A 23,182-nucleotide genomic window follows, 5' to 3' on the forward strand; every position below is an offset into this window, starting at 1 on the left:
GGTGATAACCTCCTTTTACTTAATCAAGTGCAACCTTGAAGCTTCCCTTTTCATCCTGTCCCCATCGTAACGATAGGGTATCACCATGACGAATAGGCCCAACTCCTTCTGGTGTGCCCGTATAGATAATGTCACCTTTTTTAAGACCAAAATAATAATTACAATGCTCAATCACTTGTTTAAAATCAAACATCATGTCTCTAATGTTTCCTAGTTGAACAGTTTCTCCATTTTTTGAAAGAGAGAATTCCACTTCTTTACATCCTTCAACACCAGGGAAAGCCCAGAAATCTGTTATAACAGCTGAATTCGGGAACCCCTTTGCCTTTAGCCAAGGATGACCTTTATCCTTCAGCTTCGATTGCTCATCACGAAGAGTAAAATCTATTCCAAGTGCCATTTGGTCCACTACATCTTCAACTTCAAAAGATTCTGGGACATCTTTTGCAATATGTAAGACAATTTCAAGCTCGTGATGAATTTCTCCACGACCTCCTGGATAGCGTATTTCACTTCCATCTGCCTTTACTAAAGAATGCGTTGGCTTAGAAAATAATATCGGTGAAGAAGGGATTGCATTTCCTAGCTCTAATGCATGATTAGCATAGTTTCTTCCGATACAAAAGATATTTTTTACTTCAACCATTTTTATCGCCTCTATCCTTTTAGTCTTTTCTTAATATTCATTAGAAATGGCTCTTTTCGTATAGATTGTTGCTTTCGTAAAAATCCCAATATCCGGATTTTTACTCGGTAGTACTGTGGTCAGTACTTAATAGAGTTGCTCTATTCTAACAATGATCGATAGGTTTCAAGGTATTAAGAAACAAAGTCTTATAAAAGAGCCTTAGAAATAAACACTAGCATTTGGATCGCCAACTTTTAACCTTACAACATTCAAATGATGTTGCATCGTTTGACGGGCCTTTTCCTTGTTTCTTTCTTTTATGGCAAGAAAAATGGCCTCATGCTCTTTAAACACTTCTTCTCTTTTACGCGTGCTACCAATGTTCTTTTTCAAAGAATAGTGTAATGCTTTCTGATAAAGGTCTGCTAGGTTATCAATTGTCTGAATAAAAAACGGGTTATAGGTAGCCCTAACGATCACACGGTGAAATTCAAAATCTGCTTCAGACCCTACACTCTTTTCATCCTCAAGTGTCTGACGAAACGCATTCAAAGCCAACTCTAGCTCTTTTATATCCTGATCTGTATGCCTTTCTGCTGCAAGGGCAGCAGCTTCCGTCTCAATAATCGTCCTCATTTCCAACAGATGATACACTTCTTCAACCTCAATCATCTCAAAGGAAAAACGGTCTAGCATATTTATCATTTGTACTTCTTTAACCCAACTTCCTCCACCTTGCCTTGATTCAATTAACCCACTTGCAGCCAATACGCTTAAAGCTTCCCGAATAGGAGAACGACTTACCCCAAACATTTTTGCCAATTCGTTCTCTGTCGGTAACTTACTGTTAGGGGGAAACTTACCGTCTCTTATCATCATTTCTAGTTGTTCATATACTTGGTGTGATACCTTTTTGCGATTAATGGATTCTACCATTCCGCTTCCCCCTTCATGTTTTATGCTCCGCTTATATTTAGATCATTATTTAAATTCGGTTTCTTTTTTGCTCGAGTCATGTGAACGGCTAGTAAGATTGCCATGATACCGATACCGATCAGGTCTGTTATACCACCTGGTTTAATTAATAAAAATGCCCCAACGAAGAAACCAATTCTCTCTATAATGTTTAATTTTGTTGAAAAGAAATTAAATGTTGAGACTGACAATGAGAATACCCCTAAAAGACCTGTCACTGCTGCAAGTACTACATTTAAAACAGAAACTGGTTCTCCTGTTGATGTTTGCATGACAAAGATTGGGTTATAAGCAATCATGAACGGGATAATAAATCCAGGTAATGTTAATTTTAGTGCTGTTATGGACGTTTTCATTGCATCTGCTCCAGCTAATCCAGCCGCCGTATAAGAGGCTAATGCTACTGGAGGTGTAATGTTAGACATAGCACCAAACCAGAATACAAAGAAGTGAGCAGCAACTGGGTGTACTCCAGCTTCAACTAAAGCCGGTGCCGCTGTGACAGCTACCACAATATATAAAGCTGTTGATGGTAAACCCATACTAAGAACAATACATGTGATCATAACAAGGATTAATATGATCCATAATTGACCACCTGAAAGAGCTAAAACATTATAAGCAATCGCAGAACCTAAACCAGTCATCGTCACAACCGCGATAATGATTCCGATGGCAGCACAAGCAATACCAACTTGGATTGTTCCCTTTGCTCCTTCTATTAATGCGTCAATTGCTTTTTTAATGGTAATTCGATTTTCTTTGTTTCTAGTTAGCCAACTTGACACAATAACTGAACCAATCCCTGCAAAACCTGCAAATAATGGCGTTTTTCCTGCTAGTAAAGTTCCAATAACAATGACAATCGGTAATAATAAGATTCCACCCTCTTTTAGTACTTCTTTTACAAGAGGTATTGAATCTTTACTCATTCCCTTTAAGCCTTTCTTTTTCGCTTCAATATCAATCGCAATAATTAAAGCACTATAATACAGTAAAGCAGGAATAATAGCAGCTAAAATAATAACGGTATACGATACTCCTAAGAAACCAGCCATAATAAAGGCTGCCGCTCCCATGATTGGCGGCATGATCATACCACCGGTAGAAGCCGCTGCTTCAACTGCTCCCGCAAATCTTGGAGCTAATCCAATCCCTTTCATTAATGGAATAGTGAATGTCCCTGTTGTGGCTACGTTTGCGACAGCACTACCACTTAAAGAACCTGTAAGGGCACTTGATAAAACTGCTACTTGAGCAGGTCCCCCTCGTCGCTGTCCAGCTGCAGCAATGGCTAAGTCATTAAACAGCTTAGATGCACCACTCGCACCTAGAAACGCACCAAACAAAATAAAGAGGATAATATAAGTAGAGGCAATGGATAATGTGATGCCGAACACACCTTCAGTTGTCATATACAATCTATATAACAAACGTTCGAAAGTGAAGCCCGCATGTGCAAACATTCCTGGAAAATAGGGCCCGAATAGCGCATAAACAATGGCTATTAAAGCGAGTAATGGAATGAAAATTCCGATCGAACGGCGAGCCGCTTCTAGTAAAACAACAATCGTGATAACTGCAAAAATGTAGTCTCTTGTAATAGCGTTGGACATTTGAACATTATGAATCGTGGAGTAGGAGAATAAAATATAAACAACCCCTATTAATCCCAACACTGTCCATCCAATGTCTAAACCGTTGAACTTAGTTCTGTCACCACTTTTTCTGGCAGGATATAAAAGCAAAGCTAAAATTAATAAAAAGGCTAAAAAAGCAGAGTTACGATAGATTTCTTGGATATTTGTAAAAGCATTTACATAAATCGAAAAACCAGATAAAAGAGCGCCAACAATGGCTAATACTAACGCCTGTTTACCTGAGAGTAACCTCATTCCTCCACCGGCTTCTTTATCCAATTGCAATTCAACTTGTTTTTCATTTGCCATATATATTCCTCCTTTCACTTTTGCAAATAAACCAATTACTTAAAATATGGAGATGGAATTTACTCCCCATCTCCATATTTTTTCTTGTTAGATTATTTTGCTTCAGGTGGGATTAGGTGATCTGGAATATCCAGTCCCGCCTCTTTAAAGTATTTATAAGCTCCTGCATGAAGTGGTGCTGGTAGTCCATCTAGTGCAGTTTCAAGCGTAATTTCCTTTGCAGAGTTATGAACTTCATACATCTGATCTAAGTTTTCATAAAGTGCCTTTGTTAATTGGTAAACTGTCTCTTCATCCATGTCTCCTGCTACTCCAAGGAAGTTAGGTTGAGCAATTGTTTGGATTTCCTTATCAACCTTTGGATAAGTTCCTGCTGGAATTGTATAGCGGTACCAAGTATTGAATACACCATTTACTGCTTCCATTTGCTCATCTGTTACTTCAAGAATAGTAGCCTTTACTCCACTAGCATATGCGTCAGTTAGAGCAGCTACTGGAATACCTGCTGGCATTGATGCTCCTTCTAAACGTCCATCACGCATAGATGCAACAGCATCATCATATCCAAGATATTCTGGCGTAATGTCTTCTTTTGTTAGATTAAGAGCTTCCATGATAACTAGAGTCGATTGTTCTGTACCACTAGCTTGTGGACCAACTGAGAATACTGAACCTTCGATATCTGCAATGGTACCCGTTGACACTTTAGAATCCATTAATACAAAGTGCTCAACATTTGGCCATAACATTGAAATTGAACGTAAATCTTCATATGCATTTCCTTCAAAATTACCTTTTCCTGTGTATGCCTGAGCACCAATTAATCCTTGAAGGATTGCCATTTGTGCTTCTCCATTACGAAGTAAATCAATATTTTCAACAGATCCTGCTGAAGATTGACCAGTTGCATTAATCCCTTGATCTGCCAATTTTTCAGACCATAGATTTCCCATCCCTACTCCAATTGGATAATATGTACCACCAGTTGATGCAGTTGCAATTGTGACGAATTGCTTTTTAGCTCCCCCGCCACCGGCTTGGTTTGTTCCGCCACATGCTGAAAGTAGTAGTAGTGCTAAAAGGCTGACAAACATAATACTTTTTCTGTTTCTTAGAAATTTCATTGTTCTCCCCCTATTAAGCTAAATTTTTCAAACGCTGGAAATGAAAGCGCTTAAAATAATTTGTAATACAAGTATACAACATTACAAATCTATTTCAATATTTTTTTAATATGAATTTTTCGACAATTACCAACATGATTAACTACTACCTTTAGCGCGTCAATAATTTCCTAATTATGGTATAATGATTAAATCGAATATAGGTGATTGTTACGAGCTCTAAATAGTTTTAACGAATAAGGAGGCAATACATAATGAACAAGCTGCAAATTAAAGTGGTAAGCATATCCTTGATTGTACTGGCCGGATTATTTGGTTATATGGTTTGGAGTCAAGCAACTTCCTCTAATTTAAAACAAAAACAAGAGGCTGCTGATTTTACTCAAGCAACTGATCAAAGTAAAACTTTATCTATAAATATCGTGGATGATGCAAAACGAGTTGAAGAAATCTTTCCTCTTGAGATGCAAGAATACCAAATACAAAATGCCATTCATTTTATGTCTCATCAAAAGGTAAAGGCTGATGAAAAATGGGGTGCGATCCAAATTACTCCTGAAAGAATTAGAAGGTTATTAGTCATTGTCGAACATAATCAATCAAACTATAAGCATAGTAAACTCTATATAGATATTCTGAATCGCTGGTTACAAGGAAATTTCTCCTCTGCTGACGATGATCACAATTCAATATGGAAATTGCAAAACGGGAATATTGGGGAAGCTACTGGAGTGTTAACAGCTGATGAGGAAAGAAAATTTATTGAGAAGCATTTTAATAAATAACATTTAGTTTAATAATTTATAAAACACCCCGGTCAATCTGAAGGTTGGCTGGGGTGTTTGTATTTTAGACGTTTTAGACGACGACAACAAAAAAACACTTTTATATAAAAGTGTTTTTTTAATGACCTGTGAGGGACTTGAACCCCCGACCCCTTCCCTGTCAAGGAAGTGCTCTCCCACTGAGCTAACAAGTCGTATATGGGATGTAGGAATAATATATCGGAATAAGTGAAAAAAGTCAATGTCCAAAGTATGTGAAAAATTTATTTCATTTTAACATTTGCAAACAGAACAAATGTTCGATTATAATATATTTGAGGTGATCATGATGAGTACATTTCAACCAGTTCTAGAAAAATTATTCGAAAGAAACCAGCGTGCTGAGATAATCTACTTATCGGCATCTGGCTCACTTACACATCGTGTAATTAAAATTAAAAAAGTAACGCCTTTTTGGGTCAAAGGATACTGCTATCTTCGTAAAACGGAAAGAACTTTTTCCTTACAAAATATATTATCTATATATCCTGTACAAAATAACCAAGAGTCCCCTTTCAAACATGCGGCAGGAAGATAAACTTTCTGCTCTTTCCTTTTATCAGAACACACTCTTTCATTTTCAAATTCTCTACATAACATAGTATTCGTGCAGTAAACTATTCCTTAAAGGAGGAAATCAGATGAATTTTGAGTATAAAATCCCTACAACTTTTTTTAGTAAAAGTGAATATGCAAAAGAACTAAGTGATGAACTAGAAAATGATGCAGAAGGGTTAATTTTTGATCAATTTATACATGATATTGGCGCGCAGCTACATATAGACATCATTTATAAAAGACTTTCTCCAGAGCAATATCGTTGGCTATTAGGTAAAAATCAGGATGTTGAGGTTTTCTTAGATTCCCATCATGAGAAGTACTATCAATTATCCATCATACCGTTAACTCCCCTTGGAGAGCAGCAAGCTTTGCAACTTGAAACAAATACGGGCTTACTACATTAGAAGATGAAGATTATTGTGGTTTCAGATACTCATATGCCTAAAAAATCAAAAGTACTACCAGTTCCCTTAGTTTCAGCATTGTCCCAGGCAGACCACATCCTGCATTTAGGAGATTGGCAATCAGTAGATCTATACGAAACACTTAAAGGCTTTGCACCAGTGGATGGAGTTGCCGGTAACGGTGATCCCAGTGAATTAATAGAGCAATTTGGATTCTGTAAAGTTGTTTCCTTTCAAGGCTTTCGTTTCGGATTGGTCCATGGACATCTTGGAAAAGGAAAATCAACCGAAGAAAGAGCCACTCGTGCATTTTTAACTAATTCAGTTGACGTTATTTTATTTGGACACTCTCATATACCGATTAACAAAAAGAAAGACGGTATTCACCTATTTAATCCAGGTTCACCTACTGACAAACGCCGTCAACCTTTTTTCTCTTATGGAGTCATTGAAATAAAAGAATCTTTATCCATACGCCATGAATACTTTTCAAAGGATGAGCTAGTTGGTAGAAAGTAAACTCTATACAACGACAACCTCCTTTTATGCTAAAATAAAAATTACTAACAAATGAGTTTGCTGTACTTGCTTAATTAGGCACGTTCATGCAAAAGCTACAATGGATGGAGGTTAGACAGATGGCATCTATGACCGGGAAGACAGAGGAAATCACTTTTTATAGTCAAGCTTTACAAGAAGAATTAACCTTACTTCTATATAAACCGGCAAATTTTTCAACGTTATATAAATATCATCTTGTTATTGCTCAAGACGGACAAGACTATTTTAATTTAGGTCGAATTGCTCGCGTAACAGAAGAATTGCTTGAAGAGAAAAAAATACCTAATACAATTATTGTTGGGGTTCCTTATTCAAGTGTTCGAGATCGACGTGAAAAGTACCATCCTGAGGGTAAGCAAAAGGATTCTTATATTCGCTTTCTAGCACATGAATTAGTTCCTTATCTAGACCAAGCTTTACCTACCTACCAAATGGGACGGGGGCGAGTTCTCATAGGTGATTCTTTAGGCGGGACTATATCATTGCTTACAGGCTTACAGTATCCTCATACCTTTGGGAAAATAGCAATGCAATCTCCATACGTGGATTCATCTATTTTACATAAAGTCGAACAGTTTCCTTCTCCACATCTTTTACAGCTTTATCATACATTCGGAACTAAAGAGGATTCTGTAAAGACTACAGACGGTGAAATCAAAGACTTTGTTACTCCAAACCAAGAGCTGTCAAATCTAATTAAGAATAAAAATTTCGAGTCACTTTGTAATGAATTTGAAGGCGATCATACTTGGACTTATTGGCAACCTGATTTGAAGCAAGCACTACATTATATCCTTAATGACTAATGTGACTATTTTTTGAATATTTGCTATAATAATAGTACTTTTAAATAAAATTGATTGATATTTATATACTTTAAGGGAGGTATTCCTATGAAATATGGTATTGCTATATTTCCGTCCAAAAAATTACAAGATTATGCGAATTCATTTCGTAAGCGTTATGACCCAAGCTACGCTCTTATATCTCCACACATTACACTAAAGAGTGGATTTGAAGTGGAAGAAAACCAAGTCGAAGCGATTGTTCAAGAATTACATAAAATCGCATCTGAGGTTAAAGCATTTAAGGTCAATGTATATAAAGTAAGCTCTTTTCATCCTGTAAATAATGTTATTTACTTCGGGGTGGAAGCTAAACCTGAATTAGAAGTGCTGCATAATAAAATGCATGAGGGAATTTTATCAACGGATCGCGAGTATGCGTATGTTCCCCATATTACAATTGCTCAAAACTTATCCGATGATGAGCACTCTGATGTATTAAGTTCACTTAAAATGACAAAAGTGAATTATGAAGAAACGGTGGATCGTTTCCAATTACTATATCAATTAGAAAATGGTTCGTGGACTGTCCATGAAACATTCCACCTCGGAAAGGAATGCTAAACATTGAACGTAACAGTTGTAAGCAATGAACAGGAATTTGAAGATGCTTTAAAAGTTAGAAGAATCGTCTTTATTAATGAACAACAGGTTCCTGAAGAAGAAGAAATTGATCAATATGAGAATGAATGTACACATGTCATCATGTATGACACTGAAAAACAACCCATTGCTACGGGAAGATTACGTGATGTTGACGGTATCGGCAAGATGGAAAGAATCTGTGTCCTTGATTCTCATCGCGGATTAGGATTAGGCAAAAATATTATGGATCGTCTTGAAGTCATTGCAAAGGAAAAGGGTTATCACAAACTCAAGCTGAATGCTCAAACACATGCAGAAGGCTTTTATAAGAAACTTGGGTATCAAACCATCTCAGATGTTTTTCTTGATGCCGGCATTCCTCACGTTACGATGGTAAAAGAGGTATAAGGTCAACTGCTACTAGTGATAGTAGCAGTTTTTTATTTTGCGAATTTGTTTCATCCTAAGATTCCTCATCATAAATATGGCGCTTCCTGCACATTCTAAGTAACGAGAGAAAAGGGAAGGTGACACGCATGGACTTTTTGGGGATTGGGATTAAATTATTAGTTGGATACACAGCTTTAATGATCACAACTAAGACTCTCGGGAAAACGCAGATTAATCAGTTAACACCTTTCGACTTTATTTCCGCCTTAGTGTTAGGTGAATTAGTGGGTGGAGCTGTACACGACAAAGACATAAATTTTGTACAAATTATCTATGTTGTATTTATTTGGGGATTACTCATTTACGTAACCGAACTAGCTACACAGAAGTTTAAGAAATCTCGGGACTTATTAGAAGGACAACCTTCACTCATTATTAAAAAGGGAAAAATTATTTATGAAGAGTTAAAGAAGAATAAATTAGATCTTAATCAGCTTCAGGACCTGCTTCGGAAGAAAGATGTTTTTTCTATTAAAGAAGTTGAATATGCCATATTAGAAATCGATGGGACCGTCAGTGTGTTAAGGAAATCAAATTTTGATGCACCTACTAGAAAAGACTTGAATATTAAAGAGGAACCTGTCTACTTACCTATTGCTTTAATTACGGATGGAGAGGTCATTGAAGATAACATGAGAGAATCTGGATTAGATCAATCATGGCTTTTGAGTCAGTTACGGGTTCATGGTTGTAACCGAATACGAGACTGCTTATACGCAGAATGGAGAGAGGGAGAAGCCTTGCACGTCATTAAGTACTAGGCTTCTCCCTCTTTTTTTCTTACGGTTAGCGTATTTTGAATAATGTCTAATTGTATCTCTTGATTTTTATATAACATCGTTAAGTAAGACGTAATAGCTGTCCTGTATAAGGCCCATGACGTCATGTTAGTAAGGACCACATCCCAACGATTGCACATCAATTGGACAAGTTGTTCATGACTAATACCGTTAGGATGTATGTCTATAATTTCCTTAATTGAATGCAGTATCTCTTGGTGCTTTTCTTGATTAGCTGTAATCGTAGATTGGAATTTTTCTTCAAATTCACCGTGGCCAGGAATGGCTCCTTCACAATTAATCTTCTGTAGTTTTTCTAGAGAATGAAAGGTTTGTTCAAGATCAACAATGTAAGGAATCTTATGTTTGTCTAGCGCCTCTGTTCCAAAGTAGGAATCAGAAGCATACAGTAAATCGTTTACTTTAACCCCAAGCTGGTTTAGACTATGCCCTGGAAGACTAATGAATTCAAGGTGAAATCCATCAATTTCATACACTCCTTCATGTATCACTTGATGTATATGAATGGCTTGTCCCTCTATAAATTTGTTGCGCAGCTCATCTATTGGAAGATTTGACTGAAAGAAAGAAGAAGATGCCAGAATGGGATATCGAAGGATAGCTTCCTCTAAGTAAGGAGCCATGGTGTAAACACCAAATTTCTCTTGCAGAAAGGCGGCTCCACCATAGTGATCGGCATGAGAATGTGTCACAAAAAGATGAGTAACAGGTAGCTTTTCTTCATCAAGTTTCCTTAACACTTTCTTCATAGACTGCTGATCTAACCCAGCATCGATAAGCAAACCTTTATTTGAATGAGCTTGTTTTACATAGCCAATATTAACAGCAGCTTTAAAATAGTATTGATTCTCATTGATTTGAATAAATTCCATATTTACACTCAACCTTTATATTGCTTCGTTTATATGATTTCCTTTACCGGTAATCTTTGAAATTAATCGAGGACTAACTTTTGTTTTTGTAGGCTTTTGTGCTTGATTTCTGTAAGAATTTACACTAGTCAACTCTTCAGAGGCCTCAAACTTATAATCCGATTGTTCTCTATTATGACGGTCTTTTAATTTTTTTTCCATAGATACCTTTGCAATTGGCGTCAATACATATGGGGATACCCCCGTTTTCACCATCCGGTTTGCATATTGTGTATATTCATGCTGAGTAATTGGTAGAATATAACCCACTATCAACACCTCCTTATTTATTTACCCACTTTTCTCACTCACTAAACGATTCGTGTTAAGATTTCAATTTATGACAGTCACTGCCCTATCAATTTCGATCAAAGTGGTTAATACAATTATTATCCGATACTCCCCCTATGAACTTTGACGATTCATGAAACCATTCCCCTTGAATTCACCATCAATTTCAGACACAATCAGACAAACGAAGAGGAAATCCTCTAATCTAGCGCAAGTGTAACCCTTCGGCACTCTCCCTGGTACAAGAAAGGATAACTACTAAAAAAATGCCCTCCGTATAAACGAAGGGCCAAAGAAATTAGCATGTTGGGGAAATCCGTTCTATATATACTATGTCCCTCGTTCCATCATGTATGGACAAGTGCACTAGGGAAAACGTGGATTTTCAGACAATCTATTTTCTAATTAACCATTCCCCGCTTTCGCACATTAACGCATGTGGGGCCTGGCCCCCATTCCTTTAACGTGTTACCGCACCGGGGGCCTGGCCCCCATCCCTTTAACGTGTTACCGCAGTGGGGGCCTGACCCCGTTTAGGTGGGGTTCGAGGGTTTGGATGAGTTGTTGCATTTGGGTTGCTTGGTGGTGCATGATCGTTTGGATGGATTGGTCATTGGTTTGGAGTCCAAGTAGCTCTAATTCGGCCTGACATTTTTTTAGGGTAGCGTAGAGCCTTTTGGAGTGTTGTGGATGAGGTGCCTCTTCTTGATCCTGATCATCGTAGAGATCTAGGTGAAGATGCTGGTTCTGGTTTCCATCTATTTGTGCTAAATAGATGTCATCCACTTTTAATCCTCGCTTCTTTGCTTCTTTATGTAGCCAGCTCCTGTCTAGATTGAGTTGGGAAAGGGATTCATCTACAATATCCCCGTCCATTATGACTACTTTTGGTTCTTTTTCTTCTTGAGGTTCCTCTACTACATCCCCTACTGATAAAGGCTGGTATTGTTTTTTTCTTAATACGCTTAAGTCTCCTGTCGGCTCAAATGAGGCAAATTCGACATCTGCTACGCGGAATATATCTTTCTTTCTTAGCATTTCTAGTAGTTCATCTGCAGAGATTTTCTCTTTTTTTAGGTTCTCCTCTAGAACTTTTCCGTTCTTAATAAAGACAGTTGACTTACCTTCTACAAAGTCTCGGAACTTTTTACTTTTAACTGCGATAATATCGAATAGATAAGGGATAGATGCCCAGATGATTATGGCAATTCCTCCATGTAAGTAGGATACTGCTATGTCCATTGACAGCGATCCAGCAATATCCCCAATCGTTATCCCAACGATTGTTTCAAAAAAGGAGAGCTCTGATAGCTGCTTTTTCCCTAACAGCTTTAAAATAAAAAATAATCCAATTAAAATTGAAATTGAGCGTACAATAATCAGCAGCCATTCCGGCATCATATCCCTCTCCCTCTTACGTCACTAAATTGACCTTCCCATCAGCCTTTTGGTTTAAATATTAATGCCCCAATAAAAGCAAAAATAATGGCAGAAGATATCCCTGAGCTTGTCACTTCAAACATCCCAGTTAATACGCCAATAATACCGTGCTGTTGTGCTTCTTCCATCGCACCGTGCACGAGTGAGTTTCCAAAACTAGTAATAGGAATTGTCGCACCAGCCCCCGCAAACGCAATGAGTGGCTCATATAGGTCTAATCCGTCAAGTATGGCTCCAAGGACTACTAATGTGCTCAGCGTATGAGCTGGGGTTAACTTAAAGACGTCCATCATAATTTGACCAATGACACAAATGAAGCCACCTACAACAAAAGCCCAGAAAAAGGTTGCTAGCATTATGCATCACCTCCATATTCAATTGAAACAGCATGTGCAATACAAGGAATCGTTTCCTTCTGTTGAAAAGACAGTGGAGAAAGAAGTGCACCTGTTGCAACAACCAAGATTTTCTTCAGTTCTCCCTTTCTCATTTTATTTAATAGATGCCCATAAAGCACTGTAGCAGAGCATCCTGGCCCGCTTGCTCCCGCCATTACTGGTTGGTCATCTTTATAAATTAAAAGTCCACAGTCCTTAAATTGTTCAGGTGATAGTGTAACATCTTTCTCAGTTAATAGGTCTAGCGCAACTTTCCTTCCAATTTTCCCTAGATCTCCAGTCACAACTAAATCATAATAGGAAGGGTCAATACCTCTATCCTTAAAATGTGCTTCAATTGTATCAACAGCTGCTGGGGCCATGGCTCCTCCCATATTAAAAGGATCTTTTAGTCCCAAGTCCATTACCCTTCCTATAGTAGCGGAAGTAACACGAGGACCTTTGCCTGTTTTACTTACTACACACGCACCTGATCCTGTTACAGTCCACTGAGCTGTTGGGGGCTTTTGTCCTCCATATTCCGTTGGGTATCGGAATTGTTTTTCAACTGCTGAGTTGTGACTTGATGCTGCGGTTACTACATGTTCTGCTCCACCATGATTAACGATAAACGCACCAAGAGCTAATCCCTCCATTGAAGTAGAACAAGCACCAAACAAGCCAAAATATGGTATACCAAGAGTTCTTGCTGCAAAACTAGATGGCGTAATCTGATTGATCAAATCACCCGCAAGCAAGAACTGAATATCATCTTTTGTTAGACTCGCTTTTTCTAATGATTTATAAATTGATTCCTCTAAAAGAATTTTATGAGCTTTTTCATACGAATCTTCACCGAGCCATAGATCATCATGGAGTATATCGAAATCTTCTGCTAGGTTTCCTTTGGCCTCAAATGGCCCTCCTACCGCAGCAGAGGACGTAATAACGGGTTGATTGTCAAAAACCCATGTACGTTGTATCTGGTTCATAAAATGTCATCCTCACATGGTTATAATGGTTTTTATTAGTGCTACGACGAAAGCTGAGAAGGTACCAAATAGAACAACAGACCCTGCAAGCTTAAATATATTAGACCCAACTCCTAATACAAATCCCTCTGTTCGATGTTCAATGGCTGCTGAAATAACAGCATTACCAAATCCCGTTACCGGAACAGCACTACCCGCTCCTGCAAATTGAGCAAGATGATCATATACACCAAATCCTGTTAATAACATGGAGATAAAAATCATCGTTGCAACTGTAGGATTTCCTACCGTCATCTCAGTGAAATCAAAGAAAGTTATATAAAATAATGAGATGGCTTGTCCTATACAACAAATAAGCCCTCCCACTAAAAATGCCTTCATGCAATTTCGTACGACAGGTCTTTTAAATTCTATCTGCTGCTCAAACTGTTTATAAGTTTCTTGTGACGCCATATGGTTTTTCTTTGGTTTGTTTGCCAACTGTATCAACTCTCTCTCTTTGTTATGTTTTCTCCTTAGAAAGACGTTTAATTTCGTTTATCTTTTTTTCAATTTCCTTCTCAGATAAATCTCCCTTTTCAGTTACTAAATTATTTAGCTCAAGTAATATTTTTAAATCATGCGAAACCGTTATCTTATGTTCTGGGAACTTCTTTTTAAGATTTTTTCTAACTTTCTCTTCCACTTCCATTACATTAAATTCTTCAAGCTTTTCCACATTAAAGCCAACGATTAGCTCCTTGTCATGATGGACAGCAATTACTTCATTTATTTCTTCGTAACGTAATGTTTCATTTTTAGCTTTTATCGCTATTTTATCTTTCGTTAACTTCATTTTCTCCAGTTCATCATGCGTCATGGCTACGTTATGTGGTTGAGTACTTTCCTGATTTTGTCCCTGTTCGTTAGTTCCTGAACAAGCTGTTAAGAGCCAGCACAAGGCTACACATATCATTATTCTTTTTTTCATCACAATCATCCTTATCCTGATCTAGTAGCTTTTTAGTTACGTACTTATATTAGATTGTGTTTTTTTTCCTTGTTTATGATGGTATTCTAATTCCAATTTTTAGTTATCTGGTTTCATTGCATGCAAAAAAAAGAAACAGGCTATTGCCTATTTCTGAATTAGGAGTATCTTCTTTTTCTGCCGCATCCGCAGCCTTTTTTCTTTTTCTTCTCTACTTCAGCTACTGGTTTTTTATCTTCTTTTGCTGTTTGAACTTGTTTTTTCAGCATCTTGGATCCCTCCTAGCTTTGATCTATCATCTATATAATATGATGAAGAATTTTAGAGAGTTCCCTATACAAGCAAAACAGGCTTTACCACTAGTCATCCGTTATCTTTAAAACAATGCTTTCAACTATTGCTGCCAGCCCTGCAATAGCCATTATCATCACTAAAGGTTCCGTTCCAACCGGCCATATCCACCAAGCGATATAAAAGAAGGCTGCACACCAAATCCCTGTGCACCAATAGCAACTTAACAGTTCTCCTATCCACCTTCGTAAGCCTTTTCCTTTCACCACAATATAGGTTGAGGTGCTTCCATCCTCTTCCGTTTCTTTAATTTCTTCATGAAAAGGTCTGCGCAGAAAAGACGTAATGTTATCAAACACAAGTAAATGAGTTAAACGAAAGCTCGCTAAACTTAACAGAATAAAATGTAACCAAGTCACCCTACCGCACTCCTCTTCTGGTCAAGCATAGCTGAAGAAAATCTGCTCATTCCTCACGAGATCATCCTCATCCTTATACAATATTCAGCTAGTACACGGTTAGTGACAGAAAACTCCATTTATGAAGGTTGAATCTTTTTTACAACATGTTGGTGAATGAGATGAAAGGCAGTTCGACAACTAAGTAAATAAACGATAAATCCCAAAAATGAATAGGTATGCTTCCAGTCATGTAGTTCAAACATATGAAAATAAATAAAAACTGGTTCAACTATAAACGACAAAATGGCAGCCCAAATAATTGTTGCGATGATGAAACTTTTCCACTTTGTAAACCATTGAAAAATAAACATGGAGCTCACTGGGATTACACAAATATCAGCTGGAAATAACGGAGGAACCATTGAAAATAGCTTATCAGGGTAGCCCCATAATAATAAATCAACCCCCACTACATCTAAAACGGTAGCTACGATTCCACAAAACAAACCGAACGAGAAGATCTCATAAAATTTAGTTTTATTAACATACCTCCACCAAACAATATAGGGCATGAATGTTGAAAACAAAAGGAACCACCAAGATAATGAAAGAAGATCGTCATGCCTCCAATGCTTTATGGACATTTCACTTAATGACTTCCTGACTTCTTGAATTTCCTCATATGTTGGAATTTGTCCAAATACTAGTAGCTCCATATATATTCTCCTCGTCGTTTCCTTTCTTATATTATTTTATGGACCTTATCTTTTCATGTATATAAAGCATAAAAAAACACCCTCAATTGCTAAGGGTGTTCTGGATAAATATTATTTTTTTGCTCGTAGCTCTGCGGAATCAACCGTATGTTTTAAAAGCATAGAGATGGTCACTGGACCAACTCCTCCTGGAACCGGAGTAATAGCACTTGCCTTAGTGTAGCATGCTTCATAGTCAACATCCCCGATATTACCAGGGTTGTAACCAGCATCTAAAATCACCGCACCGGCCTTTATCCAAGCTCCTTGAATGAAGTTAGGCTTCCCGACAGCGGCCACCACAATATCTGCTTGACTCACTAAATCAGCAAGATTCTGCGTCTTAGAGTGACAAGTCGTAACTGTTGCATCACGGTTAAGCAGCATGACAGAGACCGGCTTTCCCAATATCGGGCTCCTTCCTACTACAACTGCATGCTTTCCCTCCATTGGTAGATCATAATAATCTAAAATGGCCATAATAGCAGCAGGTGTACAACAAGGGTATTTTCCAAATCCGAATGCCAATTGCCCATAACCAAAACTTGTTACTCCGTCGACGTCCTTCTCAATAGAAATGGCTTCGAATGCTGCCCGCTCATCAATATGAGCTGGCACTGGATGTTGTAACAGGATCCCATCCACTAAAGAATCGCTATTAAGTTCCTGAATACATTGAATTAGCTCTTCAGTAGTGGTCTCTGAAGGCAAATGAATTCGTTTTGATTGAATTCCTAGCTTTTCACAAGCATTGCCCTTCATCTTTACGTATGTAGCAGAAGAAGGATCATCCCCTACTAACACTGTTGCTAAGCATGGGGTAATCTCCTTTTCCTTCAAGTTGTGCACTCTTACCTGCAACTTGGCTTTAACATCATCTGCGACCTTGAGTCCATCTAGTACTAGTGGTTGATTCATTCTATTTGCCCCCTTGAAATGGTAAAAGGTAAGTAATCTTACCCCTGCCCAGACGAACGGCTTCTTCTATTGACGCAGCTCCCCAGTGGTCTTTTCCACCTATTTTCGTCAGTCACTGCGATTTATCTACTTAATAATGTCTTCATTCTATCATAGTAAACACGAATAAACAAAACAAATTAGTTAACTTCGTTCGCCTTTCTAGCGATGTAGCTTGCATATAACACTGTATGTTTCGCTACATCTAGTTCGAGACTAAAGGTCGGAGGTGTACCCGGTCTCCAGTTCACTTCATAAATCCATGCTTTATTGTTCTGATCTACACCAACATCTATTCCCAGTTCATCCAGTGGTTCTTCATATAAGCTGTCAAAATGAGCAGCAAAACTTAAGGCAAAGTGTTCTAAATATCGCTTCATGTTATAATATTGGTCATGAAATTCCATTTTTAAAAAGTCCTCAAACAAGTTGGTATATCCACCTTTACTTATGTTTGACACCACGTCATTCACTGTAATTCTTGGATAAATGCAAGTAATAATCCACTTGCCTTCAGCATTTTTTTGTACATGAAGTCTAAGATCATATGGGTAACCATCATTTGTAATGGACCTTATATAAGGCTGAACAATCCAACTATTGATCATCATTAAATCTACAATATACTGGCTAAACTGCTCTTCTCTTAGCCTTATTTCCTTTCTTCTAACAAGCAGTCGGTACATATCCTCACATTTTTCAACGAAAATAGCATCTTCACTTTTTCTTCCTGAGATAGGGTTAATGATTAATTCCTTTTCCTTTTTAAACATTTCGGTAACTGTTTCAACCGACGACAGCGTCTTTGTAGGTATAAGATATTGACTAAACTCTTCACCTGCTTTAATACGATGATAGACATTCAGTTGATTTCCGATAGAGTGACTAGTAAAGGGTATTAACTCTCTGAGTTTTCTCTCTATCTCTACCTGCATATCAGTAGTAGCACTTCCTGCATTATAGATCACATCTGGAAATAAAAAAGTGTCATTCACCCATCCACCATCTTCATATTTATAACCAACTATTGTCTTTGTTAAAAAGTCCACATTCCCGAATGAAAAATAATAAAAACCCACACCTTCCATTTTTGCAGCTGCAGCATAGGCATACGCTTTTTTCACCGTGTCAGGATGTTTTCGATCATATAGCATACCAATCGTCACCATCGTTTATCACCGCTGTTCTTCAATATAAAATTGTATTTCTTTTGCAGCAGAGATGGCTAAATGTTTGGCTTTTTCTTTTGTTTCTGCAGCTGCGATGATATATCCATATCGATGACCCATTGACGTTGGTGGATGGACAAGCATCCCTTTTCTCGGCTTAATATATACTTCTCTTACTCCGTCAGCTCTTGATGCTCTATTCTTCCCTGCGATCTTCACAATACTTCCCCTGGTTAGGATGGTTAAATAATGAGTATAGACAAATTCATGTTTAGTAGGTGAAACGTCTACAGGAAGTCCAAGATATAATCTCAAGGTTTGTTCCACTAGATTGATTCCCAGGCTATACAAAATCATAGAGTTCATGGCTCCACCAGAAATTCTTGGATTTACCTCAATGAGCTTCCATTGTTTGTCTACTCTCCTAAGCTCAAAATGACAACTTCCTCGCATCATACCCATTGCTCGGATAATTTCAGTAAGCGTTTCTTTTAATGAAGCTAATATAGCAGCATCTAAATCTAGCAAAGAGTAGTAACCAGTAATAATAAAACGCTCTTGCTTCGTAATCTCCTGTCCAATTATTGCGATAATATCTACATCACCATTCTGGACAATTGCTTCAATTAACCATTGTTGTCCATCAATATATTCTTCTACTAAAATCGGCGTCTGAGGATTCTCAACCTTTAATTGATTCATGACTTCGTTTAGTTCGTGAATGGTTTCAACCAGGTGGACATCCTTTGAACCTGTGGATGCAGGTGATTTTACGATACAAGGTATTTCAATCGTCATGCTATTTATAAATTCATCTATTGTCTGACTATGATCGTAAACAGCAAATTGCACATTAGCAGGGCTTTCTTTCAAAGCTTTACGAGTTAGGATTTTGTCTTCCATAACCTTAGTAGAAGCTAACGTAAATCCTTCCAACCCTAATTGTTCGGATAGTTCCATTGCCACGGAAACTAAAGAGTCAATAAAACTGATCACTCCTTTTACAACCTTCCCTTGTATCTGCAATCTGTCAATATACTCCAACATCTGCTCGGTATCGCGTGTGTTAAGTAGCACCATTTCATGGACATCACAAAATTCTTCCCTCTGCATAATGAACTTCTTTCGACTTGTAAAGAGCACGGTATAATAGCCAAGTTCTTCAGCAGCACGAATGGCGTCTCTACTAGAACCTGACTTATTCGTTTCTAGAAAAATAATGGTTTTCAAAACGTTAAACACCTTCTTTTGCATAAAGGTAATTCTCTTTATTACAGCATATTTAGCAGAAGGTTAAATGTGAGGCTTCCAATGTACTTTAATTTTTAAAATACTCTTTTCGTATAGATTGTTGCTTTCAGTCTAGTTTAAAAAGTAGGTTATAAAGCAACAAAGTATCAGAAAAGAGCCTATAATAACGATGAAGAAAGGAGATCACGCACATGCATGATCTCCTTACCTATAAGAGGAAGATTTAAATTAGAACCACCAAGGGCGTCTACGGTCCTCTTCATCATCTCGATTATCTCTGTTGTCATCATCGTTTCTCTCTTCGTCAAAATCCCGTCTTCGATCATCTACATCATCAAATTCATCATCATTAAAATCATCTCTTACATCATCTAAATCTCTTTCCTCTCGATTTCCTCTTAGGAATCCGAACCATGGATCTCTTTTTCGCTTGCGGTCATCATCATTAATTATAATAACTTTATCTGCTTTAATAATTACTTTATCAACATGGATTTCTTTCTTCTTTTTAGACATCTAGCTTCCTCCTCTTTAAGTAGTGCTCACATGTATAGTATGTTTTATGAAAAAAGAGGTTTGGGCACTTGTCCAAATGTAAGAAAAATCAGCATAACTATGACGAAGAAAACCTGCTCCTTAAAAAGAGCAGGTCTTTACCATTTAGGCTCAACGACCGGTAGGTTCCGTGTTACTAACCTCGGGTCCACAAACTGAATTCCACAAAACTTGTTAAGACATAAAGTTAGGCAACATTTCGTTTTTTTAAGTTTGTATACTTCACATACAGATGTTGTAATTTCACCATCTACATCGAGAGGAATAAGAAGACTAATGGTTATGGTACCTTCCTTTTCATGAACATCTTCTATTCTAAAAAAATGAGTTTCAAACACCGTTACTCCCCTCGTTCCAGGTCTGTAAAAGTATCCGATCGCCTCAAAATAATCACCAGAACTTTCGTCTGCCAATAACATAAAAGGTATGGTATCTTCTCCCATTCTCCCAGGGAGTAGATTTCGAAAATAGGAACTCATGAAATCATAAACTACATCTTGGACATTCATTGTTTTTCGTAATACTTCTCTTAAATTCATGTGATAAACCCCCAGTAACATCCTGTTGTATCCTATGCTATGGGTGTATGACTAGTGATAAGTGTACGCTATTTTTGCTTGGCAAGATAAAGAGCATATTCAATGTGATATTGAGCTGTCTCCAATTCCCGAAATTTGCAGCCAGGTCTCCAGTTCACCTCGAAAATTTTAAAGTCACTTCCGTTCACTAGTGCCACATCAATACCTAGCTCATCAAGACTTCTATCATATAGTAGTTCAAAGTCCACTGGAAATTGTAAGGCTAGTTCACTTAGTCTCTTCATAATCCTTGTAGCACTAGCTGGAAATTCATCTTGTAAAAATCCTTCTAACTCAACTCGATACCCCCCACTGTGCACATTGCTGACGATACCATCCTTTTGACCGACTCTCGGATAGATCGTGTTAATCACCCACTTACCTTCCCCGTCTTTTTGAATATGAACTCGAAAATCAAAGGGGTGATTGTGTTGGGTTTTACATTCGATAAAAGGTTGCAAGATATAGGATTTCTTTACTATTTTTTCTTGGAGGATATTAATCGCAGCTTCTATATTCAACTCTACTTGCTCATGTCTTTCTTTCCAAATAATGGTGTCCTTCTCAATAGTCTTTATATAAATAAGCTCTCTTCCCTTATTTCCATTTTTAGGTTTAATGATGATCTCTTTGTATTGGTGTAGCATTTCTACAACTTCCACAGCCTCTTTCACTTCAAAAGAAGGTATGAGCAAATCTTTAAACTTATTTGAATCGTACATCCTTTTAAACACAGCATATTTATTGCCAATCGGAAAACTTGTATAAGGAATCTCGTGCTTTAATAATCTATTTATTTGTCTTTCTTCTTTTGTTTTGGGGGAATCGGCATTAAATATTACACTAGGAAATGAGATTACCTCCTCCACCCATTTTCCGTCTTTATAAAACTTTCCATCTATTGTTCGGTTCGTAAAATCCACATCTTTGTAAGTGAAATAAAAAAAAGTGACCCCCATCATCTTAGAAACGGCTGCACATGCATAGGCTTTCCGAATTTTTTCAGGGTTCTTTTGACGATGGAGCATACCAATTATGGACAATTCTCTCACCCCTATTACCAGAAACTACTCACGAATAATGTACCGTTATTAGTCTATTATGATACCTACTCTTATGTGCCCTTATAGACAAATGAAACATTTTTTAAATGAATGATATCTGTACCTGTCCATCCATCAAACTTTCTCATAAAATACATTATTCCCTTAGAAAGAGGTGAAAAGCTATGTCAAAAAAATGTAAGAAGAAAAAAAAGAAAAAAGTGGATAAAGTCATCAAAGTCATAGTGGAAGAAAAACATCATCGTCACCATGATGACTGTCATCACTGCAAGTCACTATGCCATCGTTTCCGTTGTCGTCCAGTTTGTCATTTAAAACATCGTTGTAGCTGTAGACGTGACTTTTTCTTTGATGATTTCCATCATTGTTAACATTTCTTAGGGAGAACAAGTAAATCTTGTTCTCTCTTAAGGCTTATGTCCCTTTCAATCTAGTCAGTTATTCATACTATATAACATACGGGGAATAGGAGGTAAGAAGTATGTCTCACCATTGTACCTGTCATTCGTGCCATAAAAAGCACGATGTCGATTCTCATTTCTCTAGAGATTATCATTCTAGTAAGCATTTTTCCCACTTAGATCATCATGATCATTCTAAGCATCATCATTTAAAACACCATCATCACAGCACTTGTGAGTGTCACCGCCACAACAGACATCATTCAGTTCATCACAGCAGTTGTAAATGCCACAGTCATAGCAGAAATTTTAATCACATTCACAAGTTAACTAGTAAACATCATGACAGATTTAATGTACTGCAAAGAAATTATCATAAGAAGCAAAATGTTATGAAGTTAGCCCCACTAAAACCCAGAGAGTTACATTGCCATGATCATAAAATTTGCCACGAAAAGAAAATCCATTCTGGCGGAAATACGATTATTATTCATATGTAACTCTTTACAATCGTAAATACAAGGAGGAATCTAGTATGAGTCATTTTTGTTCAAAATGTGGCAAAAAGAAATTTGACCACCATGATCATCATGACCATTTTGGTCACCATGATTGCCATCATCCTCGCCACGATCACCATGGACATGATCATCACTTCGATCATCATGTGTGTGATGACCACTTTTGCGACCGCTTTTTATGTGATAAAGATTTTCGAGTACGCTTAGGTGGGTTACAGGGTGGATTAAACTTCCGTTTACGTCAACTAATTGGTTGTATCGTTAAGATGGAACTTGAAGGAGACCGAAAAGTAAAAGCAAAGATTTGCTTTGTAGGCTCTGATTTCGTAGAAATTGAAGTGTTAGATGAAATGAAAGAAGTAGAAGAAAAAGAAGAAGAAGAGGAAAAGAAGAAAAAAAAGAAGAAAAAAAGAAAAAAAAGAAAATTTAGAGGGAAATCCTGGATAGTTCCTTTTGAGTCTATTGATTTTGTTGAACTCGATGATGATCACCATCATTAAGGAATAACCCGCTCTTTACCAAGAGCGGTTACATACTGCTAGAAAGGAGGGT

General features: G+C 37.4%; 28 protein-coding genes, 1 tRNA gene and 1 riboswitch. Of the genes, 9 read left to right on the top strand and 20 right to left on the bottom strand.

What is annotated here, in order from left to right:
* Nucleotides 1–19: 19 nt before the first annotated feature.
* The 4 genes from LT143_RS00285 to LT143_RS00300 all read right to left on the bottom strand — a co-directional run bounded on the left by LT143_RS00285 (nt 20) and on the right by LT143_RS00300 (nt 4,676).
* On the bottom strand, nt 20–646 hold the full coding sequence (locus tag LT143_RS00285; RefSeq protein ID WP_246938542.1) for a fumarylacetoacetate hydrolase family protein: 627 nt from the start codon (nt 644–646) through the stop codon (nt 20–22).
* Between the two features lie 201 nt (nt 647–847).
* Nucleotides 848–1,564, bottom strand: coding sequence for a FadR/GntR family transcriptional regulator (locus LT143_RS00290; protein WP_246938543.1), 717 nt, complete (start codon nt 1,562–1,564; stop codon nt 848–850).
* A 20-nt stretch (nt 1,565–1,584) separates the two neighbouring features.
* The gene (locus LT143_RS00295; RefSeq protein ID WP_246938544.1) at nt 1,585–3,552 is read right to left on the bottom strand and encodes a TRAP transporter permease; all 1,968 of its coding nucleotides are present in this window, start codon (nt 3,550–3,552) and stop codon (nt 1,585–1,587) included.
* A 92-nt stretch (nt 3,553–3,644) separates the two neighbouring features.
* Nucleotides 3,645–4,676, bottom strand: a complete 1,032-nt coding sequence (locus tag LT143_RS00300) for a TAXI family TRAP transporter solute-binding subunit (RefSeq protein WP_246938545.1) — start codon at nt 4,674–4,676, stop codon at nt 3,645–3,647.
* 254 nt (nt 4,677–4,930) lie between these two features.
* On the opposite strand from LT143_RS00300, the gene LT143_RS00305 reads away from it, so the two are divergent.
* The gene (locus tag LT143_RS00305) at nt 4,931–5,461 is read left to right on the top strand and encodes a DUF6241 domain-containing protein (protein ID WP_246938546.1); all 531 of its coding nucleotides are present in this window, start codon (nt 4,931–4,933) and stop codon (nt 5,459–5,461) included.
* A 122-nt stretch (nt 5,462–5,583) separates the two neighbouring features.
* On the opposite strand, the gene LT143_RS00310 is transcribed toward LT143_RS00305, so the two are convergent.
* Nucleotides 5,584–5,655: transfer RNA gene (locus tag LT143_RS00310), tRNA-Val, on the bottom strand.
* A 134-nt stretch (nt 5,656–5,789) separates the two neighbouring features.
* On the opposite strand from LT143_RS00310, the gene LT143_RS00315 reads away from it, so the two are divergent.
* The 7 genes from LT143_RS00315 to LT143_RS00345 all read left to right on the top strand — a co-directional run bounded on the left by LT143_RS00315 (nt 5,790) and on the right by LT143_RS00345 (nt 9,667).
* A complete protein-coding gene (locus tag LT143_RS00315) occupies nt 5,790–6,038 on the top strand; it encodes a hypothetical protein (protein ID WP_246938547.1) in 249 nt (82 codons plus the stop codon).
* Between the two features lie 103 nt (nt 6,039–6,141).
* Complete coding sequence (locus LT143_RS00320; RefSeq protein ID WP_246938548.1) at nt 6,142–6,465, top strand: hypothetical protein; 324 nt, start codon at nt 6,142–6,144, stop codon at nt 6,463–6,465.
* 3 nt (nt 6,466–6,468) lie between these two features.
* Entirely contained in the window at nt 6,469–6,984 is a 516-nt protein-coding gene (locus LT143_RS00325) for a metallophosphoesterase family protein (protein ID WP_272495647.1), read from the top strand.
* Between the two features lie 119 nt (nt 6,985–7,103).
* Nucleotides 7,104–7,832: an alpha/beta hydrolase gene (locus LT143_RS00330; RefSeq protein WP_246939119.1), complete on the top strand. Its 729-nt coding sequence runs from the start codon at nt 7,104–7,106 to the stop codon at nt 7,830–7,832.
* Between the two features lie 87 nt (nt 7,833–7,919).
* On the top strand, nt 7,920–8,435 hold the full coding sequence (locus tag LT143_RS00335; protein WP_246938550.1) for a YjcG family protein: 516 nt from the start codon (nt 7,920–7,922) through the stop codon (nt 8,433–8,435).
* Nucleotides 8,436–8,438: 3 nt separating this feature from the next.
* The gene (locus LT143_RS00340; protein ID WP_246938551.1) at nt 8,439–8,864 is read left to right on the top strand and encodes a GNAT family N-acetyltransferase; all 426 of its coding nucleotides are present in this window, start codon (nt 8,439–8,441) and stop codon (nt 8,862–8,864) included.
* Nucleotides 8,865–8,992: 128 nt separating this feature from the next.
* Nucleotides 8,993–9,667, top strand: coding sequence for a YetF domain-containing protein (locus LT143_RS00345; protein ID WP_246938552.1), 675 nt, complete (start codon nt 8,993–8,995; stop codon nt 9,665–9,667).
* Here LT143_RS00345 and LT143_RS00350 read toward each other — a convergent pair.
* From LT143_RS00350 to LT143_RS00420, 15 genes are all read right to left on the bottom strand, one after another.
* Nucleotides 9,664–10,578 (bottom strand): MBL fold metallo-hydrolase, encoded by a 915-nt coding sequence (locus LT143_RS00350; protein WP_246938553.1) that lies wholly within the window; start codon nt 10,576–10,578, stop codon nt 9,664–9,666. The two genes, LT143_RS00345 and LT143_RS00350, sit on opposite strands and share 4 nt — an antisense overlap.
* A gap of 15 nt (nt 10,579–10,593) precedes the next feature.
* A complete protein-coding gene (locus tag LT143_RS00355) occupies nt 10,594–10,887 on the bottom strand; it encodes a hypothetical protein (protein ID WP_246938554.1) in 294 nt (97 codons plus the stop codon).
* A gap of 528 nt (nt 10,888–11,415) precedes the next feature.
* Entirely contained in the window at nt 11,416–12,306 is an 891-nt protein-coding gene (locus LT143_RS00360; RefSeq protein WP_246938555.1) for a DUF421 domain-containing protein, read from the bottom strand.
* 41 nt (nt 12,307–12,347) lie between these two features.
* Complete coding sequence (gene spoVAE, locus LT143_RS00365; RefSeq protein WP_246938556.1) at nt 12,348–12,704, bottom strand: stage V sporulation protein AE; 357 nt, start codon at nt 12,702–12,704, stop codon at nt 12,348–12,350.
* Nucleotides 12,704–13,717, bottom strand: coding sequence for a stage V sporulation protein AD (spoVAD, locus tag LT143_RS00370; protein ID WP_246938557.1), 1,014 nt, complete (start codon nt 13,715–13,717; stop codon nt 12,704–12,706). The genes spoVAE and spoVAD overlap by 1 nt, the downstream gene beginning before the upstream one ends.
* Nucleotides 13,718–13,729: 12 nt before the next feature.
* Nucleotides 13,730–14,170 (bottom strand): stage V sporulation protein AC, encoded by a 441-nt coding sequence (spoVAC, locus tag LT143_RS00375; protein ID WP_246939122.1) that lies wholly within the window; start codon nt 14,168–14,170, stop codon nt 13,730–13,732.
* A gap of 49 nt (nt 14,171–14,219) precedes the next feature.
* Nucleotides 14,220–14,687, bottom strand: a complete 468-nt coding sequence (locus LT143_RS00380) for a YhcN/YlaJ family sporulation lipoprotein (protein WP_246938558.1) — start codon at nt 14,685–14,687, stop codon at nt 14,220–14,222.
* A 359-nt stretch (nt 14,688–15,046) separates the two neighbouring features.
* Nucleotides 15,047–15,397, bottom strand: a complete 351-nt coding sequence (locus LT143_RS00385) for a DUF1360 domain-containing protein (protein WP_246938559.1) — start codon at nt 15,395–15,397, stop codon at nt 15,047–15,049.
* Nucleotides 15,398–15,516: 119 nt separating this feature from the next.
* Nucleotides 15,517–16,095: a CBO0543 family protein gene (locus LT143_RS00390; RefSeq protein ID WP_246938560.1), complete on the bottom strand. Its 579-nt coding sequence runs from the start codon at nt 16,093–16,095 to the stop codon at nt 15,517–15,519.
* A gap of 111 nt (nt 16,096–16,206) precedes the next feature.
* Nucleotides 16,207–17,052, bottom strand: coding sequence for a bifunctional 5,10-methylenetetrahydrofolate dehydrogenase/5,10-methenyltetrahydrofolate cyclohydrolase (locus tag LT143_RS00395; RefSeq protein ID WP_246938561.1), 846 nt, complete (start codon nt 17,050–17,052; stop codon nt 16,207–16,209).
* A 39-nt stretch (nt 17,053–17,091) separates the two neighbouring features.
* Nucleotides 17,092–17,178, bottom strand: a riboswitch (ZMP/ZTP riboswitch).
* Between the two features lie 53 nt (nt 17,179–17,231).
* The gene (locus LT143_RS00400; RefSeq protein ID WP_246938562.1) at nt 17,232–18,260 is read right to left on the bottom strand and encodes a YheC/YheD family protein; all 1,029 of its coding nucleotides are present in this window, start codon (nt 18,258–18,260) and stop codon (nt 17,232–17,234) included.
* Nucleotides 18,261–18,266: 6 nt separating this feature from the next.
* On the bottom strand, nt 18,267–19,490 hold the full coding sequence (locus tag LT143_RS00405) for an ATP-grasp domain-containing protein (RefSeq protein ID WP_246938563.1): 1,224 nt from the start codon (nt 19,488–19,490) through the stop codon (nt 18,267–18,269).
* A gap of 249 nt (nt 19,491–19,739) precedes the next feature.
* Nucleotides 19,740–20,027: a hypothetical protein gene (locus LT143_RS00410; protein ID WP_246938564.1), complete on the bottom strand. Its 288-nt coding sequence runs from the start codon at nt 20,025–20,027 to the stop codon at nt 19,740–19,742.
* Nucleotides 20,028–20,164: 137 nt separating this feature from the next.
* Nucleotides 20,165–20,605, bottom strand: coding sequence for a CotY/CotZ family spore coat protein (locus LT143_RS00415; RefSeq protein ID WP_246938565.1), 441 nt, complete (start codon nt 20,603–20,605; stop codon nt 20,165–20,167).
* Nucleotides 20,606–20,673: 68 nt separating this feature from the next.
* A complete protein-coding gene (locus LT143_RS00420) occupies nt 20,674–21,687 on the bottom strand; it encodes a YheC/YheD family protein (RefSeq protein WP_246938566.1) in 1,014 nt (337 codons plus the stop codon).
* 957 nt (nt 21,688–22,644) lie between these two features.
* Between LT143_RS00420 and LT143_RS00425 the strand changes: the two genes are divergently transcribed.
* Nucleotides 22,645–23,130: a hypothetical protein gene (locus LT143_RS00425; RefSeq protein WP_246938567.1), complete on the top strand. Its 486-nt coding sequence runs from the start codon at nt 22,645–22,647 to the stop codon at nt 23,128–23,130.
* Nucleotides 23,131–23,182: the final 52 nt, after the last annotated feature.

Source organism: Bacillus pinisoli, from assembly GCF_023036475.1.
Taxonomy (GTDB): Bacteria; Bacillota; Bacilli; order Bacillales; family SA4; genus Bacillus_BS; species Bacillus_BS pinisoli.

What these genes read in the sequence shown, in the direction of transcription:
- LT143_RS00335 (WP_246938550.1), top strand. Translation starts at nt 7,920, where the DNA reads ATGAAATATGGTATTGCTATATTTCCGTCCAAAAAATTACAAGATTAT.
- LT143_RS00360 (WP_246938555.1), bottom strand. Translation starts at nt 12,306, where the DNA reads ATGCCGGAATGGCTGCTGATTATTGTACGCTCAATTTCAATTTTAATT.
- LT143_RS00350 (WP_246938553.1), bottom strand. Translation starts at nt 10,578, where the DNA reads ATGGAATTTATTCAAATCAATGAGAATCAATACTATTTTAAAGCTGCT.
- LT143_RS00285 (WP_246938542.1), bottom strand. Translation starts at nt 646, where the DNA reads ATGGTTGAAGTAAAAAATATCTTTTGTATCGGAAGAAACTATGCTAAT.
- LT143_RS00330 (WP_246939119.1), top strand. Translation starts at nt 7,104, where the DNA reads ATGGCATCTATGACCGGGAAGACAGAGGAAATCACTTTTTATAGTCAA.
- spoVAC (WP_246939122.1), bottom strand. Translation starts at nt 14,170, where the DNA reads ATGGCGTCACAAGAAACTTATAAACAGTTTGAGCAGCAGATAGAATTT.
- LT143_RS00305 (WP_246938546.1), top strand. Translation starts at nt 4,931, where the DNA reads ATGAACAAGCTGCAAATTAAAGTGGTAAGCATATCCTTGATTGTACTG.
- LT143_RS00315 (WP_246938547.1), top strand. Translation starts at nt 5,790, where the DNA reads ATGAGTACATTTCAACCAGTTCTAGAAAAATTATTCGAAAGAAACCAG.
- LT143_RS00320 (WP_246938548.1), top strand. Translation starts at nt 6,142, where the DNA reads ATGAATTTTGAGTATAAAATCCCTACAACTTTTTTTAGTAAAAGTGAA.
- LT143_RS00290 (WP_246938543.1), bottom strand. Translation starts at nt 1,564, where the DNA reads ATGGTAGAATCCATTAATCGCAAAAAGGTATCACACCAAGTATATGAA.
- LT143_RS00345 (WP_246938552.1), top strand. Translation starts at nt 8,993, where the DNA reads ATGGACTTTTTGGGGATTGGGATTAAATTATTAGTTGGATACACAGCT.
- LT143_RS00400 (WP_246938562.1), bottom strand. Translation starts at nt 18,260, where the DNA reads ATGGTGACGATTGGTATGCTATATGATCGAAAACATCCTGACACGGTG.
- LT143_RS00390 (WP_246938560.1), bottom strand. Translation starts at nt 16,095, where the DNA reads ATGGAGCTACTAGTATTTGGACAAATTCCAACATATGAGGAAATTCAA.
- LT143_RS00300 (WP_246938545.1), bottom strand. Translation starts at nt 4,676, where the DNA reads ATGAAATTTCTAAGAAACAGAAAAAGTATTATGTTTGTCAGCCTTTTA.
- LT143_RS00395 (WP_246938561.1), bottom strand. Translation starts at nt 17,052, where the DNA reads ATGAATCAACCACTAGTACTAGATGGACTCAAGGTCGCAGATGATGTT.
- LT143_RS00295 (WP_246938544.1), bottom strand. Translation starts at nt 3,552, where the DNA reads ATGGCAAATGAAAAACAAGTTGAATTGCAATTGGATAAAGAAGCCGGT.
- LT143_RS00410 (WP_246938564.1), bottom strand. Translation starts at nt 20,027, where the DNA reads ATGTCTAAAAAGAAGAAAGAAATCCATGTTGATAAAGTAATTATTAAA.
- LT143_RS00325 (WP_272495647.1), top strand. Translation starts at nt 6,469, where the DNA reads ATGAAGATTATTGTGGTTTCAGATACTCATATGCCTAAAAAATCAAAA.
- LT143_RS00380 (WP_246938558.1), bottom strand. Translation starts at nt 14,687, where the DNA reads ATGAAAAAAAGAATAATGATATGTGTAGCCTTGTGCTGGCTCTTAACA.
- spoVAD (WP_246938557.1), bottom strand. Translation starts at nt 13,717, where the DNA reads ATGAACCAGATACAACGTACATGGGTTTTTGACAATCAACCCGTTATT.
- spoVAE (WP_246938556.1), bottom strand. Translation starts at nt 12,704, where the DNA reads ATGCTAGCAACCTTTTTCTGGGCTTTTGTTGTAGGTGGCTTCATTTGT.
- LT143_RS00415 (WP_246938565.1), bottom strand. Translation starts at nt 20,605, where the DNA reads ATGAATTTAAGAGAAGTATTACGAAAAACAATGAATGTCCAAGATGTA.
- LT143_RS00425 (WP_246938567.1), top strand. Translation starts at nt 22,645, where the DNA reads ATGAGTCATTTTTGTTCAAAATGTGGCAAAAAGAAATTTGACCACCAT.